We start from the raw sequence: 15,104 nt of genomic DNA on the forward strand, positions 1-15,104 counted from the left end.
TACAGGCGGGTTGGCGTCGCCTACCGCCCTCGCTCGTCCGCGTACCGCGGAGCCATCGCTTCCATCTGTTCCATCACGAGCTTGATCGCCTCGGGCTGCTTGTCCGGCGGGTACTTGTACTTCACCAGCAGCCGCTTGATCGATGACCGTAGCTTCGCGCGCACATCGTCACGTACGGTCCAGTCGGTGCGTACGTCGCGGCGCATCACCGCGACGAGTTCACGTGCGATCTGCGCGAGCACGTCTTCCCCCTGCAGATCGATCGCGGATTCGTTCGTCGCGACGGCGTCGTAGAACGCGAGCTCGTCGCTCGAGAGCGCGGGTGTGAAGTGCTCGCCACGGGATGCCTCGGCCGCGACATCCTTCGCCATCTCCACGAGCTCGGCGATCACCTCAGCGGCGGTCAGCTGCTGGTTGGTGTAACGGTTCATGATCTCGGCGATGCGCTCCGAGAACGCGCGTTGCCGCACCACGTTGCCGCGGGTCACCTTTGCCCCGGCATCCGTCAAGGATTTCCGCAGCGCCTCGATCGCGAGGTGCGCGTTCGGCGCGGCCTGCGCCTTCGCGAGGAACTCCGGGCCGAGGTCGTCCAGCGCGAGGCGGGGAAGCCCCGCGGCCTCGTAGATGTCGAGCACACCACCCGGCGCGATCGATTCCGCGACGAGCGTGGCGAGCAGCCGGGAGATCTCCTCCGGGATCGGCTCATCGCGAGCCTGCCGTTCGGCGGCATCGAACTTCGCCATCCAGACGCGCACTTCTTCGTAGAAAGCGATCTCGTCGTGCAGCTCTGCGAGTCCCTCGCGGCCTGAGGCGAGCGCCCACGCGCGAGCCAGCCGCGCGGTGGCGGCGCGGTACCGAGCAGACAGCCGCTCGGGGCCGAGCTCCTCGGCGTTGAGCGGGTTGGCTGCATCCCGCAGGAAGTTCGTCACCGTAGTCGCAGCCGTGCGCCAGGCACGCGAGCCGCCCTGCGCCACGATGGCGCGCCAGTCCCAATCGGCGAGCATCTCGCGGATCTGTGCCACCAGCTCGGTCGCGATCGAGACCGCCTCATCGACGTCGCGCCCGATCGGCTTGTTCTCCTGGTCCGACACCGTGTATTCCGACAACGCCTTCGCGAGGTTGTCGGCCAACGGCGCGTACGCAACCAGCAGTCCGTCCTGCTTTCCACGGAACGTGCGGTTCACCCGGGCAAGGGTCTGCATCAGCAGCGCACCCTTCAGCGGGCGGTCGAGGTAGAGCGTGTGCAGCGGTGGCGCATCGAATCCGGTGAGCATCATGTCCTTGACGATCACCAGTTCAAGCTCGTCGTCCGGGTCCTTCAGGCGCGCCTTGATGGCCTTGTTCTCCGAATCACGCCGCACGTGATCACTCACCGGCGGCTGATCGGATGCAGAACCGGAGTACACGACCTTGATGCGACCGGAATCGAGCGCACCGGAGTGCCATTCGGGCCGGAGAGCGACGATGGCGTCGTAGAGCCGGGCACAGATCTCGCGGGTACCCCCGACGATCAGCGCCTTCCCCGGGGCCTCGAGGAACGGCTTCATCCGCTCGCGCCGCTCTTCCCAGTGCCGGACGAGGTCCGCAGCAAGGGTCTCGATACGCTCCGGGGCCCCATACACGGCGTTGACGACGGCGACGGAGGCTTCGAGGCGAGCGCGTTCGGTGTCGTCGAGGCCGAGCGTGACCTCGTCCGCGACCCGGTCGATATCCTCCTCGGTCGCGCCGTCGGCGAACGAGACCTTGATGAGGCGCGGCTCGAAGTAGACGGGGACCGTTGCCCCGTCCTCGACGGCGCGGGTGAGGTCGTAGATGTCGATGTAGTCGCCGAAGACCGCGCGGGTGTCCCGCTCCGCGAAGGAGATGGGCGTGCCGGTGAACGCGATGAGCGTCGCATTCGGCAGTGCGTCGCGCAGGTGGCGTGCGTAGCCGTCCAGGTCGTCGTAGTGGCTGCGGTGCGCCTCGTCGACGACGACGATCACGTTGCGCCGGTCGGTCAGCAGCGGATGCTGCAGGCCCGACTGCTTCTCCGCATCCGTCAGCCCGAACTTCTGCAGCGTGGTGAAGTAAATGCCTCCGGTGACCCGGTTGCCGAGTTCGTCGCGGAGCTGGGCACGCTCCCGCACCTGCACCGGCTTCTCGGCGAGCAGCAGGCTCTGGTCGAACGTCTGGAACAGCTGGCCATCAAGCTCGGTACGGTCGGTGACCACGATCACAGTGGGGTTCTTCAGCTTCGGATGCCGCGACACCAGGTTCGCGTACAGCTCCATCTCCATCGACTTGCCCGAGCCCTGCGTGTGCCAGACAACACCTGCTTTGCCGTTCGTCTCCACCGCTTGCACGGTGGACCCCACGGCCTTCGTTACGGCGAAGTACTGGTGCGGTTTGGCGATGCGCTTGGTGAGCCCGTCGGCGTTCTCATCGAACGCCGTGAAGTTGCGCACCAGCTGCAGGAAGCGCTCCTGGTTGAAGAGACCGTTGAGCGCGTCGTCGATGGGCTCGACCGAGACGCCGTCCTCGATTCGCGGCTGGGCGAGCGGAGCTCCGTCGTCGTCGACGTTCCAGGGCGCGAAGTGGTTCAACGGCGTGAACGGGGTGCCGTACTTGGCCTCCACGCCATCGCTGGCGAGGGTGAAGACGCAGAACCGGAACGCCATCGGGAACTCGCGCAGATACGTCTGCAGCTGCGCGTGCGCCGGCGCCACCCCGGTCGATGCCGAGCCGGCACGCTTCAGCTCGAGGATGCTCAGCGGCATGCCATTGACGTACAGCACGATGTCGAAGCGGCGGTGCAGGTCACCCTGCCGGATCGTCACCTGGTTGACTGCGAGCCAGTCATCCTCCGCCGGATCGGTGCTCAGCAGCCGCAGTCGCGGGTTCTGCTCAGCACCGTCCGCGTCGAGGTAGCTCATCGGGTATCCGCCGACGAGGTACTGATGGATGCGGTGGTTCTCGGTGATCGCGTCCTGCGAGGTGGGCGAGGCAATCTCTGCCGCCGCCTGCTGCAGGTAGTGCGCCGGGACTCCCGGGTTCAGTCGGCGCAACGCGTCGAGCAGGCGAGGACGGATGAGGAGGTCGTCCCAAGTCTCGCGCTCACCGGTGCCCGGTGCGATGTCCTCGCCGCGGATTGGCCGCCAGTCCAGCGGCTCCGCGAGGAGGTCGAGCGCATCCTGCTCCCAATCGGCCTCGGTCAGGGTGCTCACCGATCACCTCCGGCGCCACCGGCGGCCTTCTCGATCGTCATCTTGCGGATGATGTCGAGGAATCCGGGAGCGTAGTCTCCCCAGGACTCGGTCACCTTTCCGATGTCGAGCTTGCCGGTGTGGACCTGCTCGCACAGGCGCATCCAGCCTTCGCCCGTCGCCACGGTCAGCGCAAAGGCGACCGAGGCTCCGATGAAGCTGCCAGCGCCCGGGATCAACTTGAAGGCGCTTCTGGCCAGGGCCTGCCCGGTGAACTGCACGCCCAGCTGAGCCAGGGCCCCCGCCGACATCATCGTCTTCATCTCGAGGTCGTAGATCGCGGCGATCCGACCCATCATTCCGAGTTGGATCGGCGCGAGCGCCACGGCGTCCGCCACCGGGATCGGAACGGCGGCTGCGGCGGCTGCGGCAGTCGCAGCCGCGGTGATGACGGGTCGGGCGAGCTCGCGCTTCCAGGGGAGGTTGAGACGCTGCGCGATGCGAAAGGCATCTTGATCGTTTTCGGGGGACAGGGCGAGGGTCTCCGCAACGAGCTCACCGAGTCCGTGCCCCTTGCCTTTCCCATGCCGATCGGTGGTCGAGGTCAGGATGACTCGCTCATACGGGATGGCGAGCGGCTCGCCACGCTCGTCGACAGGCTCTTCGAGCCACTCGACGAACTCCTTCAGGGCGTGCGCGACGTCGCGCTTTCCCGTAATGGGGTTCTTCGTCCAGTCAACCTTGGTGAGCACGAGGACCACGGGCAGACCCTGCGCATCAAGTTCGCGGATCATGTCGATTTCGGGCTGCTGCAGCCTTGCCGAGGAAGCGTTGACGCAGTACCAGACGACTGAGATCTGCTCGTTCGCGGGTCTTTCCGAGATGATCTTCAGGTGGCCGCGCAGCTGTTCCGCGGGCGAAAGCATCGAGCCGATCTCGAAGCCTTCGACGTCCCAGATGCCGAGGGACTCATCGTGGTAGTACTGCACCCCACGGGTGACCGGTAGGCCGGTTCCCACTTTCGCCCAGTCGCGGCCGAAGACGGCGTTCACAAGGGAGGACTTGCCCACCCCGGAGTTGCCGATAATGGCGAGGTTGAAGCGTCCGTAGCGCGACTTCGCCTCAGCGCGGGCGTCGAGGAAGGGCTTCTCGTCGAGCGGGGGGGTCGGGGTGCTCTCGTTGGACTTCGCTGTGGGGTCCGGGGTCATGGCTCTCTCGTTTTCGCTGCAGTCAGGCTCAGTTGTCGGCGAACTCGAAGGTGAGCTCGACGTCGGGGTCGATGCTGGAGACGATGCGCTCGTAGAACGTCGTCGCCTGCACCTCAAGAAGCGGGCGGACGCCTTCGAGGTGCTCGGAGATGACCTCGTCGGTCAGGATCTCCTCCACCGCCGCAATGGTGTCGATCTGGGGGGTCGTCCAACTGAGGATGCCGTTGGACTCGGTCGCCACGCTGAACGCGGGGTTTTCGTAGCCGAGGAAGACGAAGTCGGGGATCGTCACCGTGTACTGCTTGTCACCGGTCGGCTCGATCCGCACGTCCTGGCCTTCGATGCCGAACTTCGCGTCGAAGTCGTACTGGATGAACATCTCCCGGTCGCTGAACGGGATGTCGAACCACCCGAAGAAGTCCTGGTTGTCGCGCTTCGTCTCGAGACCGGTGATGCCCGATGTGACGAAGATCACCTGCTCCTCCGTTGATAGGGCCTTCGTGACCTGTACGGAACGCTGCTCGTCGGCACCGAGGAGCTGTCCAACGCTGACGCCGGCGAACCCGGCGCCCACGACGAGCAGGAAGAGCGCTCCGACGAGCAGCGCCTTCGCCCAGATGGGCGTCCGCCGCACCGGGCGCGGAGAACGTGTCGTTGCCGATGAGGACGCGGTGGTCGCGGTCATACTCTTCATCTCCCCAGATGCTGCGCCGATGCAGTCATGTGAATCTATCCCGCCAGGCGCTCAGAGCCCGGCATCGACAGCGATCCGCTCCGCGTCGCGCACCCGGAGCTTCCCCGACATCAGTTGCGGCAGCAGCGCGTCGCGTGTTTCGGTAAGGGTGCGGCACTCTTCCGTCGCCGCCCGCCGAGATGCGAACAGCGCGCAGACCTGACGATCGACGACAGCCAGGCGTGAGCGGTCAGGGATGCGCACGCTTATTCTCTTCGCGTTACCCATTGAGAGCTTTGGTTGCACCGCGCCCGTAACGAGCGTGTCCACCTTGCTCCGGGTGAGCACCACGTGGAGAAGCTCGGTCGACAGCCCGGCCCCGGTAAGCACGTGCGCGTGATTGTTGACCCACGCGGGGCCCCAGATGTAGTGAACGAACGGCGAGCCGTCGTCTCGGACCACTGAGCCGTCCTCGCCAAGGAGAACCAACGGCTCGTCGAAAAGCGCCCCATCCACAGTTGCTAGCCGACCGTTCGCTCCGTAGTACGGCACGTTGCCTGGCCGCGCATCTCTCTGGCTCGCTGAAAGTGGAATCCGCCTCCGATTGTGGAAGAGAGCGACGTCAGCGAGTGGGACGTCCTGGCAAGGTCCCCCTCCGACAATCGCGGCCGCGTTCTGCGCCGTAAGAGAGATGAGGGCGGTGTTGGCGGCGATCTTGTCGTCGAGGGCACCCAGCACCTCGGCGACCGCCTGCTGCTCGGGCCTGGGGGGGAGCGTTACGGTCATCAACTTCAGATGGGTAGGCCCGAAGTGCTTCATCACACTGCCGACACCCATGGCCTCGATCTGATCCTTAAACGACTGCTCGCGCAGCATTAACGGAATGAATGCCGGATCCACGCGACCATCCTTGGGGCGGAACCCGATCAGACCGGTATAAGGGATGGCGCCGACGGCAGGCGCGTCCACTACCGCTACTTCCCCTAAGGACGCCGAGGTGCTGAGCAACACGTCGCCCTTTCGCACCCGGAAGTGGCTCCAGCGCTGTTCCACCATCTCAGGATCAAGATAGTTGCACCCGCTGAGGAGGTTTCCGTCACGCTTCAATCCCGAGAGCCGGAGCAAGGGGACACCTTCCGCGCGGAAGTCAGCCGCCATAATTCCGGGTCCCTCGCGGAAGTCCAGTACCGATGCCAGTGGCACCCGAGACCACTCAGACATTGATCCTCCCCAGCTGTTCACGCACAACATCCGCCAGGCGTGCCGACTCAGCGAACTGCGACTCCAACTCGCCTCGCAGGCGCGCGAGCTTCTGCTCGATCGGCTCACCGTCGGCCTCGACCTCCGGGGCACCGACGTAACGGCCCGGGGTCAGCGCGTAGTCCGCGGCCTTGATCTCGGCGAGAGCGGCCGAATAACAGAAGCCCGGAACGTCCGCGTACTCTTCGGGCGCAGCATCCGATTCGATGCCACGCCAGGCGTGGAACGTGCCGGCGATCCTGGCGATGTCCTCGTCGCTGAGCGCGCGCTCCGCGCGGTCGACCATGTGCCCGAGGTTGCGAGCGTCGATGAACAGCACCTCGCCGGCGCGCTTGCCCTTGTCCTTCGCGAAGAACCACACGCACACCGGGATACCGGTCGAACGGAACAGCTGCGTCGGCAGCGCGACCATGCACGAGACGAGGTCGGCCTCGACGATCTCGGCGCGGATCCTGCCCTCACCGCCCGAGTTCGACGACATCGAGCCGTTCGCCATGACGACACCGGCCCGCCCGCCGGGCGCGAGCTTGGAGAGGATGTGCTGGATCCACGCGTAGTTGGCGTTGTTCGCCGGCGGGACGCCGAACCGCCAGCGGGGGTCGTCCTCGTTGCGCGCCCAGTCCTTGATGTTGAACGGCGGGTTCGCCATCACGAAGTCCGCCTGCAGGTCCGGGTGCAGGTCGCGGGCGAACGTGTCGCCCCAGCGCGGGCCGAGGTTGCCGGTCAGCCCGTGGATGGCGAGGTTCATCTTCGCCATCCGCCAGGTGCGCTCGTTGAGCTCCTGCCCGAAGACCGAGATGTCGCTGCCCTCACCGTGGTGGGCGTCGATGAACTTCTCCGCCTGCACGAACATGCCGCCCGACCCGCACGCCGGGTCGTACACCCGCCCCCGCGTCGGCTGCAACACCTCGACCAGCACCCGCACCACACCGGCAGGCGTGTAGAACTCCCCGCCTCGCTTGCCCTCGGCCGCGGCGAACTTCTCCAGGAAGTACTCGTACACCTCCCCCAGCAGGTCACGCGCGCGGCGCCCGTCCGCGCCGCCCTGACCCTGCCCGGCGAACCGTGCCGAGTTGAACAGGTCGACGAGCTCCCCCAGCCGGCGCTGGTCGACGTTGTCACGGTTGAAGATGCGCGGCAGGGTGCCCGCCAGCTGCGGGTTCGCCTGCATCACGGCATCCATCGCCTCATCGATGAGCAGGCCGATCGACTTGTCGATCCCGTCCACCGACCCGCCCTTGGCGTGCTCGGCGAGGAACCCCCACCGGGCGTTCGCCGGCACCCAGAACACGCCGCGGCCGGTGTACTCGTCGGTGTCGTCGATGAGCGCGGCGATCTGCTCCTCGTCGTACCCGTCCGCGGTGAGTTCGGCGCGGATGCCCGCGCGTCGCTCGTCGAACGCATCCGAGACGTACTTCAAGAACACGAGGCCGAGGATGACGTCCTTGTACTGCGAGGCGTCCATCGATCCGCGCAGCTTGTCGGCCGCCTTCCAGAGCGTGTCCTTCAGCTCCTTCATGGTCGACGGCGCGAGCGCGACGGCTTTCGGTGTGCGGGGCATGGAGTTCCTTACTGCGGTGCGGGTGCCGCGGTCGCGGCGTCGTTCGGGTCGGAGAGAGTGACGGCGCCGGCTGCCACGGCGGCTGTCAGCGTATCGACGTACTGGTCGAGAGCTGCGATGCGGCGCTCGAGTTCGGTGCGCGCCGCATCGAGATCGGCGAGCGCAGAACGCAGGGGCCGGATGGATGCGGGTGCGACGCGGCGCAGCATCCATCGCTTCCAGGCGCCTGGGCCTGCAGGCTGCGAGGGGATGTCGGCGGCGACGAGCTCGGGCACGAGTCCGCCGGGATCCGCTGCGGTGATGCGGAGCACCCGCGCCGGATAGGCGACCACCTTGGAACCCTCGGTATCGACCCACGCGGCAGGAGTCGGCCCCGTGCGGAAGATGACGTCGCCCGGCAGGGTGAGATGCGCAGAGGGATGAGCGCTTGCGAATGCCAACTGGTCGACACGTCGCGCGCCGATGCTCGAGGGTTCATCGAGATCGTTTGCTGTGACCACGACGAGACCCGCGCCCCCGGTGAGTCCGTCAGCGATTCGAGTGCCTGACAGGAGACGCAGGTGACCGGCTGCTACGAGTTCGGGTAGACCCGCCGGCTGCACCGACTGACTGGGGGCGCTGCTTGTGCGGATGGTGTCCGGAACATCTCCCGCTGCGGCGAGCGCCGCTATGTCCAGGCGCGCTGCGGTCGCCGCGGACGAGGACCGCGGCCCGTTCGCAGTTGGTCTTCTTGTGATGAAAGACCCGGAGCGTGCCAGAAGAGATGCCGTGCGCGTGAGGGTCGCGAATCGGAAGGTACGGGCTCGCACCTCGGCGGCGCTGCCCATGCCGGCGATCACGTCGCTGATGAGGTCTTCGCGTGTGGCGGCGGTGAGCGGTGAGTCGATGAGGTCAGCGGTCGCTGTGAAGCGCTGGTCCAACGCGACGTCGCCGATCGGCGGACCCAGCACCCAGAGCGCGAGGGCGTCGCGTGTGGCCGCTGTGATGAGTCCCCGCGGTAGCCGCACGGCAGCCCGCAGTCTGCCTGATCGCAGGACGTCGTCGCGTACGAGGCGTGCGCGGGCCGGCAGGGCGTCGATGAGCGCGCGGGCCGGGCCGACCAAGACCGCGGCATCGTCCTGTTCCATCGACAACACGACGGACTCAGCGTCGGTCAGCATCTGCTGCACCGTGTGACCGGGCTCTGACGGCACGCGCGCGACACGCACGGTTCGTCCGGTAACGGTGTCGGCGTCGGTCTCGGCCCACATGCCCTCGACGCGGAGTTGGCGGCGTATGGCGCGACCGGCAGGCGATGGCACAGTCGCGAGCGCGACTTCCTCTCCGAGCCTCTGGCCAAGGACGACGGCGAGTTCGTCGTCGATGCCTCGGTCGATGACGACCCGTTCGACGGGATCGCGGCGGGCGAGGGTTGCGACGACGTCGGCGACAAGGTCCCGAACTGCGGACGTGAGGGGGCCGGCGGAACCGTCGGCGCCCTTAGTGGCGCTGTGGCGCGAGCGCGTGATCGCAAGGGCGCGGCTGGGCGAGTAGGCGGCGTCGACCAGCGCGTCGGTGAAGTGCGACCAATCCGCGCCCCGAGCGACGTGTGTGGATATCTCGGAGAGGAGCAACTCATCAGCGGGATCCACGGCTCGAGCGGCTATCAGCATTTCTAGCCTGGTCGTCGCTGCCAGCCCTCCGACGTGGGACGAGAGCGCGATGAGCGCCTCGAGCTCGGCCACGTGCGCCGATTCCGACCAGTCGAGGTCTGCGGGTGCCGCCGACGCCGCTGCGTCTGCTTCCGCGTCCGGGTTGTTCCCGTGTCGTGTCCGGGTCAGCCATTGTCCGACTTCGCGGGCATCGAACATCAACGCGCCCTTTCGCCGGCCGACCGGGCGTGGGAAGGCGTCGGAGCCGGTGGCGAATCTGCTCCGCCACATGGATGCGACCGGGCGCTGCACACCGGCGAGTTCCGCGACGCCGGCCAACGAGAGCTCGGGACGGGAGACAAGCCTGTCTTCTCGAATCAGCGTGGCGGTGTCCCTCATGCACCGAACCTATCGCCGAGCGGGGAGATCGCGCACCTTCGAGGACTGATAAGGGGTCTTAGCGATGATCCATGGCCGGCAGGTGGGCGCGGGCTTCTAACGTCATCCCTGGCGGTACAGCCGCCGGAGCGGACGGGCCCATGTTGGGGGACCGGCCCGTCCGCTCACCCGAGCTCGAAAGGACTGGCCCCATGCGTCGTACTCATGCGCTCTCACTTGCCGCTGTCGTCACGGCGACGATGCTGACAGCCGGCTGCGGTGCGGCCGCCGCGCCGGATTCAGACCGCCTGCCGGACACCGCGCCCGTCGCCACCGCATCCCCCACTCAGGCAGACGATCCCGATCAGGCCACGTACGGCGACCGGATCCTCAGCGACCGCGGGAATCTTGTGAAAGAGGTCGGCCAGCTGGCGGGCATGACCCTTGGCGAGGATTCCGCCGTTCCCGTGGCGCAGTTCGTCGTGACGGACATCGTCGTGGACATCGCCTGTACCGACCAGTACGCGGATCCGCCAAAGAACGGCCATTTCGTGGGCATCCATCTCAACGTGGAGACGACCCCGGAGCTCGCGCAGGCCGAGATCGGCACCGTGACCTTCTCGGAGTGGGTGTGGCAGGCGTTCGACGCGAATGGCACCCGAGTGAACGATCCGCTGGGGAACGCCTCCTGGTGCATGGACTCCGGCGACCGGCTCCCGCTCGACATCGGTCCGGGGCAGAGCGTCGCCGGCTGGGTCGTCCTCGACCTGCCCACGGACCACGGCTCGGTGGCCTACCTCCCGTGGGCTACGACCGGCTGGGAGTGGGCGTACTGACGCCCCACCGCTCCCCGGAACCACCATCGACACAACAAGGAGACCCACCATGTCCACTCCCGTCACGCCGTACGCGGCGCCCACCCCGCCGGTACCGGCCGCACCGCAACCCGACGCCGGCCTGCGCTCGTTCCTTCTCGCCTGGCTGTTCGCACTCTTCCTCGGGACGTTCGGAGTCGACCGGTTCTACCTCGGCAAGATCGGCACCGGTGTCCTGAAGCTCGTCACGCTGGGCGGTTTCGGCATCTGGACCCTCGTGGACCTCATCCTGGTGCTCACCGGCGCGGCCCGCGACAAGCAGGGTCGCCCCCTCGATGGCTACGCACGGATGCGGGGTATCGCGTGGGGCGTGACGGCCGCGGTCGTGGTGCTCGGAATCGTGATCGGGTCCGTCAACGGGAGTGCCTCACCGCAGGGTGACACCGCCGACGACGGCGCCCCCGCTGCCGAAGCGGCTGTACCCGGCGCCCCGGCCGAGGCTGAGCCAGCACCGGAAAAGACTGCTCAGCCGGAGGCGACCGCGGCAACGTGGGCGAACGAGGAATGGGGCGTGTTCGACACCGAAACGCACACGGGTACCGGTGACGGCCTCATCACCCTCCCGGAAGGAGCCGCCGGTGGCCTCGTGACCGCAGCACACAATGGATCCCGCAACTTCGCCCTGTCCGTGCTCGACGCCGGAAACTCATCGACCGGCGAGCTGCTGGTCAACACGATCGGGTCCTACACGGGTAGCACCGCCTGGGGCATCAACGCGCTCGGGGACGGCACCCGCATCCAGGTGACCGCAGACGGGGAGTGGACGATCACGATCGCACCGATGGGCACTGCGCCGACGCTGGCGAGCAACGGTGCGGGCGACGCGGTGTTCCTGTACGACGGGGGCGCCGCGGCGCTGACCACGACCCACGACGGTGCACGGAACTTCGTCGTGATCGAGGAGACCGCCGACCTGTTCAACATCGGACTTCTCGTGAACGAGATCGGAGCGTACTCGGGGACGGTACCCATCTCGGCGGGCCCCTCAGTCCTCGCCGTAACCGCCGACGGTAACTGGACGCTCGCCATTCAGTAAGCAGATCGGGTCGCGGGGCCGGGGTGACAGCACCTCGGCCCCACACCTTCCTGTGCGTGACGATCATGACCCCGAGACGCGATGGTGTGAATGTGACGGCGTGGGGTCGCGTCGTCACCCCAGTGAAGCCCGCCGCGGTGGCGTGCCCGAGCATCAGCTCACGCGAGGAGACCCGGTGGACTGCGTCGGCAGGATTCAGATCCCGAGCGCTCCGACGAAGAGGAGCGCGAAGATCAGGATCGCGAGCCCGAGCACGACCGCCAACGCACCTGCCACGATCCCCGCTATCGCGAACCCGCGCGCAGCACCGCGTCTTATCGCGAGAATGCCGAGGATGACGGCCACGATGCCGAGGATGCTCGCAGCGACGAGCGGGGCCATTCCGCCGAGTACCCCGAAGAGCACGATCAAGACCACCAGGGAGAGCAGGCCCACGGTGAACGCGCCGATCGCGAACGCGCGGGCCTGTGCAGCGGGTGTTCCCGTGGGGTGCGTCATTGTTCTTCTCCCGGCTCCGCTCATCGGCCCCCGGAAGCCTATCGGTGACACCCCGTCCCGCCATCCGCGATCCGGCGACCCCCCTCGACCAGCACGATTGTGGCCGGGCATCCGCGCCTGGATAGGGTCGGAAGTGATGATGTCTTCACGTGTTTCCCGACTCCGCCCGCATCCCACCACCCGCGTCCTCGCGGTGCTGCTGAGTGCCGCGATGATGTCGACGCTGGCCCTGCTCGCCCCGACCGCGGCGCACGCTGAGGAGGACGGCCTGGCCGCCTCCGCGGAGATCAGGACGGTTCGAATCACCGACCCGGCGGGTGTGGACTGGACGCCGCCGGCCGGTGTGCAGCGGGTGTCGGTGACGATGGCGGGCGGTTCCGGCGGCGACATCGTGCGAGAGGGGCAGTCCGCCCCTGGGAGCGGTCGGGCCGGGCAGCTGGAGTTCGACCTGGATGTCACCCCTGGTGAGACGCTCCGTCTGTACGGTGCGAAACGCGGCGGCGCGCCGCATACGCAGTCCGCGGGCATCGGCTACCTGAACGGCGGATCCGGGGGCAGCCCGGCCGGCGCCGCGCTGCACGGCGGTGGCGGCGGTGGCGCAGCCGCCGTCCTGCGCGGCACGAACCTGATCGCGGTCGCCGGCGGCGGTGGCGGTGTCGGCGGTGCCCTGAAAACGGATCCGACGATCCCGCAGCCGCACCCGTGGCGGTTCGGTGGCGCGGGCGGCTGGGGCACGAGCGGCGCTGACCTGGCCGGTGAAGACGGCACCTTCGGGCACCACCCGGGCAAGGGCGGTGCACCGGGCACACAGACCGGCACGTCCGGCACGAACGGTTCCGGTGCCGCCCGGCTCACCGCGTCCGGCGGCGGTGGTGGCGGCGGCGGCGGTTGGCCGTCCGGGAACGGAGGCCAATCCGGCAAGAAGTTCCTGTCTGCGAGTGTCGGGGGCGGCGGTGCCGGGGGCGCCAGCTACACCAGCCCCGACGCGGAGAACGTCCGCCTGACCACCTCCGCGAACAGCGACGGCTACGTCGAGATCAGGTACCAGAACCCGGTCCAACTGACCCTCACGGCGCCGACCCTGTTCCTGGCAGGCGTGCCGCAGGAAGCGCAGGTCACCGTCACCGGTACGAACGGACTCGTGCCCTCCCCCGGTACCGTCATGTTCACCGCCGGCAACACCTTCCTCGGCCTCGACAGCACTGTGGATGGTCGGGTCGATTTCCGGTTCGACCTCGCGCAGGGCCGCCACACTCTGAAAGCGGAGTTCACCTCCCGCGACCGCACGCAGCGCGCCAGCGCAACCCTCGACGTGGTCGTCGGCCCCGGTCCCGCCCACTCGCTCACCACCCTCGACCAGCCGCGGCTACGGGTTCCCGCCGGGGACATAGTCACCATCGCCGGTACCGTCACCACGGATGGTGCCGCCCTGCGCGGCGGGGAACGAATCGCCGTCGCCGTCAACGGACACGACACCGTCGGCACCGTCGACGCGGCAGGACGATTCAGCATCCCCATCACCGCACCCAGCAGCATCGGACCGTTCACCGTGCAGGCGAAGCTCGAGGGCACGGAGAACATCGCCGCGTCCGCGAGCGCCCCCGTTCGGATGGAAGCGTTCGAAGACCAAGCCGTCGTCATCCTCACCCCCACCGACACCACCGCGGTGTACGGTGAGCCGCTCGCCGCAACCGTCACCGTTCGACCCGCAGACGGCGCCGGCGTCCCCGCCACCGGCATCGTGCTGCTCGCCGACGGCACGGAACACATCGCGATGGCCACCCTCGATCAGGCCGGCAATGCAGCATTCAGCGACCTGCGGCTGCCGACCGGCGTGACGCAGCTCACCGCCGTGTACGGCGGCGACGACGTGTACAACGGCGCTGACTCCGCCCCCGTCACCATCACCGTCACACCTGCTGCCACGTCCACCGCGCTCACCGCGGTGAGCGCATCCGGCCGTGCCGGCGACCCCGTCGAACTCGACGTGGCGGTCACCGCCGACACCCGTAGCCGGCGCGAACCGGCCGGTCAGGTCGAAATCCTCCGCGACGGCGAGGTGGTCGCCGTCCTCTCCCCCGGCGATGACATCGACCCCACCCCGCATGACGGCGTGAGCCGGTTCCACACCGAACTGACCGGGCTGGCTGCGGGGACCCACGCGTTCACGGCACGGTTCCTGCCGGCCACAGGCTTCGGGGCCTCCGACTCCGCGGCGCAGCCGGTCGTGCTCGTCGCCCGCGCAACCCGGCTGGAGGCCGCTCCCACCGACGTCGCGATCGCCGCCGGCGACACCGCAACGCTCCACGCGCAGGTCACCGTGGATGCCGACGCCCGCGCCCGCGCTGCACTGGCGCCGTTGGACGGCGCGGTCTCCGCCACTCTCGACGGAGAAGTCATCGGCACGCCCGGGAACGTCGACCCGGACACCGGAACGACAGACGTGCAGCTGGCCGGCCTCCCCGTGGGCACCCACACGGTGGTGCTCACCTTCCACCCGGACACCGTGCACTACGCGGACGCCACCGCGCACGTCACCGTCACGGTGACCGCGGACGTCCCCACACCGGCAGACGGCGGCGGCACACCGGCAGACGGCGGCGGTGACCGGGGCCAGACCCTCCCGAGAACCGGGCAGTCGGCGAGTGCCTGGCTCACACCGTTGCTCGCCGCGGGGCTGCTCACCACCGCAGGCGTGCTGCTCCTCGTCCGGCGGCGCACCCGATACTGACGGCACACGGGGTGGACCAGGGAAGGTTTCCCCGCCCCGAAATGCGGTACTACTCGAGACCGCCGGCCTGG

The 15,104-nt window shown here is 68.0% G+C and carries 10 protein-coding genes; 3 read left to right on the forward strand and 7 right to left on the reverse strand.

Annotated elements, in window-relative coordinates; translation table 11 throughout:
- Positions 1-20 precede the first annotated feature (20 nt).
- From F6J84_RS14760 to F6J84_RS14785, 6 genes are read right to left on the reverse strand one after another with little or no spacing between them, the layout of a single operon-like run.
- Entirely contained in the window at positions 21-3,203 is a 3,183-nt protein-coding gene (locus tag F6J84_RS14760) for a type I restriction endonuclease subunit R (RefSeq protein WP_150974511.1), read from the reverse strand.
- Complete coding sequence (locus tag F6J84_RS14765) at positions 3,200-4,390, reverse strand: GTPase family protein (RefSeq protein ID WP_150974512.1); 1,191 nt, start codon at positions 4,388-4,390, stop codon at positions 3,200-3,202. Before F6J84_RS14765 ends, F6J84_RS14760 begins: the two co-directional genes overlap by 4 nt.
- A gap of 28 nt (positions 4,391-4,418) precedes the next feature.
- Complete coding sequence (locus tag F6J84_RS14770; RefSeq protein WP_150974513.1) at positions 4,419-5,075, reverse strand: hypothetical protein; 657 nt, start codon at positions 5,073-5,075, stop codon at positions 4,419-4,421.
- Positions 5,076-5,135: 60 nt separating this feature from the next.
- The gene (locus F6J84_RS14775) at positions 5,136-6,314 is read right to left on the reverse strand and encodes a restriction endonuclease subunit S (protein ID WP_150974514.1); all 1,179 of its coding nucleotides are present in this window, start codon (positions 6,312-6,314) and stop codon (positions 5,136-5,138) included.
- The gene (locus F6J84_RS14780) at positions 6,277-7,884 is read right to left on the reverse strand and encodes a class I SAM-dependent DNA methyltransferase (protein ID WP_202980459.1); all 1,608 of its coding nucleotides are present in this window, start codon (positions 7,882-7,884) and stop codon (positions 6,277-6,279) included. Before F6J84_RS14780 ends, F6J84_RS14775 begins: the two co-directional genes overlap by 38 nt.
- 8 nt (positions 7,885-7,892) lie before the next feature.
- Positions 7,893-9,914 carry a hypothetical protein gene (locus tag F6J84_RS14785; RefSeq protein ID WP_150974515.1) on the reverse strand — a complete coding sequence of 674 codons (2,022 nt, stop codon included), beginning with the start codon at positions 9,912-9,914 and terminating at the stop codon, positions 7,893-7,895.
- A 191-nt stretch (positions 9,915-10,105) separates the two neighbouring features.
- Between F6J84_RS14785 and F6J84_RS14790 the strand changes: the two genes are divergently transcribed.
- Entirely contained in the window at positions 10,106-10,729 is a 624-nt protein-coding gene (locus F6J84_RS14790; protein WP_150974516.1) for a DUF4352 domain-containing protein, read from the forward strand.
- A gap of 49 nt (positions 10,730-10,778) precedes the next feature.
- The gene (locus tag F6J84_RS14795; protein WP_150974517.1) at positions 10,779-11,804 is read left to right on the forward strand and encodes a TM2 domain-containing protein; all 1,026 of its coding nucleotides are present in this window, start codon (positions 10,779-10,781) and stop codon (positions 11,802-11,804) included.
- A 195-nt stretch (positions 11,805-11,999) separates the two neighbouring features.
- Here F6J84_RS14795 and F6J84_RS14800 read toward each other — a convergent pair whose 3' ends face one another.
- Positions 12,000-12,302: a hypothetical protein gene (locus F6J84_RS14800; RefSeq protein ID WP_150974518.1), complete on the reverse strand. Its 303-nt coding sequence runs from the start codon at positions 12,300-12,302 to the stop codon at positions 12,000-12,002.
- A 136-nt stretch (positions 12,303-12,438) separates the two neighbouring features.
- Here F6J84_RS14800 and F6J84_RS14805 point away from each other — a divergent pair, with 136 nt between their 5' ends.
- Positions 12,439-15,033, forward strand: a complete 2,595-nt coding sequence (locus tag F6J84_RS14805) for an Ig-like domain repeat protein (RefSeq protein WP_150974519.1) — start codon at positions 12,439-12,441, stop codon at positions 15,031-15,033.
- Positions 15,034-15,104: the final 71 nt, after the last annotated feature.

The organism is Microbacterium caowuchunii (genome assembly GCF_008727755.1).
Taxonomy (GTDB): domain Bacteria; phylum Actinomycetota; class Actinomycetes; order Actinomycetales; family Microbacteriaceae; genus Microbacterium; species Microbacterium caowuchunii.

Bases quoted from the DNA above. Each gene is read 5' to 3' on its own strand.
- F6J84_RS14790 (WP_150974516.1), top strand. From the start codon at position 10,106: ATGCGTCGTACTCATGCGCTCTCACTTGCCGCTGTCGTCACGGCGACG.
- F6J84_RS14770 (WP_150974513.1), bottom strand. From the start codon at position 5,075: ATGACCGCGACCACCGCGTCCTCATCGGCAACGACACGTTCTCCGCGC.
- F6J84_RS14785 (WP_150974515.1), bottom strand. From the start codon at position 9,914: ATGAGGGACACCGCCACGCTGATTCGAGAAGACAGGCTTGTCTCCCGT.
- F6J84_RS14805 (WP_150974519.1), top strand. From the start codon at position 12,439: ATGATGTCTTCACGTGTTTCCCGACTCCGCCCGCATCCCACCACCCGC.
- F6J84_RS14775 (WP_150974514.1), bottom strand. From the start codon at position 6,314: ATGTTGTGCGTGAACAGCTGGGGAGGATCAATGTCTGAGTGGTCTCGG.
- F6J84_RS14765 (WP_150974512.1), bottom strand. From the start codon at position 4,390: ATGACCCCGGACCCCACAGCGAAGTCCAACGAGAGCACCCCGACCCCC.
- F6J84_RS14780 (WP_202980459.1), bottom strand. From the start codon at position 7,884: ATGCCCCGCACACCGAAAGCCGTCGCGCTCGCGCCGTCGACCATGAAG.
- F6J84_RS14795 (WP_150974517.1), top strand. From the start codon at position 10,779: ATGTCCACTCCCGTCACGCCGTACGCGGCGCCCACCCCGCCGGTACCG.
- F6J84_RS14800 (WP_150974518.1), bottom strand. From the start codon at position 12,302: ATGACGCACCCCACGGGAACACCCGCTGCACAGGCCCGCGCGTTCGCG.